Consider the following 590-nt stretch of genomic DNA (forward strand, 5'->3'; position numbering starts at 1 on the left):
TCCTTAAAAGTAGGAACCTGCGAGAGTCCAACGAGATTGGCCGTTACGGTTACGTTAAGTGACCCTCAAACGCCAACAGGAGCAACCACGCAGGAATTCTGTAAAGTGGATAATAAAACAGTAGCTGATTTGGCAACAACAGAATCAGGTGTGACGTGGTATGATGATGCGACAGGAGTAAACGTAATTCCGTCAACCACAGTTTTAACTGATGGCACAACTTATTACGGTTCGCTAAAAGTAGGAACCTGTGAAAGTCCAACACGATTGGCCGTTACGGTAACGTTAAGTGATCCACAAACCCCAACAGGGGCGACTACACAGGAATTCTGTAAAGTGGATAATAAAACAGTAGCTGATCTGAAAACTGCTGAAACAGGCGTGACGTGGTATGATGATGCGACAGGAGTAAACGCAATTCCTTCCACAACCCTTTTGGAAAACAATAAAGTGTATTACGGTTCGCTAAAGGTAGGAACCTGCGAGAGCCCAACACGTTTGGCCGTAACGGTAACGTTAAGTGACCCGCAAACACCAACAGGAGCAACCACGCAGGAATTCTGTAAAGTGGATAATAAAACAGTAGCTGA

1 pseudogene is annotated in these 590 nt (G+C 45.1%); it reads left to right on the forward strand.

Annotated elements, in window-relative coordinates:
* Positions 1-590: pseudogene (locus GJU43_RS22945) on the forward strand (hypothetical protein); the annotation flags it as partial.

This window comes from Flavobacterium sp. LC2016-23 (genome assembly GCF_009674775.1).
Taxonomy (GTDB): domain Bacteria; phylum Bacteroidota; class Bacteroidia; order Flavobacteriales; family Flavobacteriaceae; genus Flavobacterium.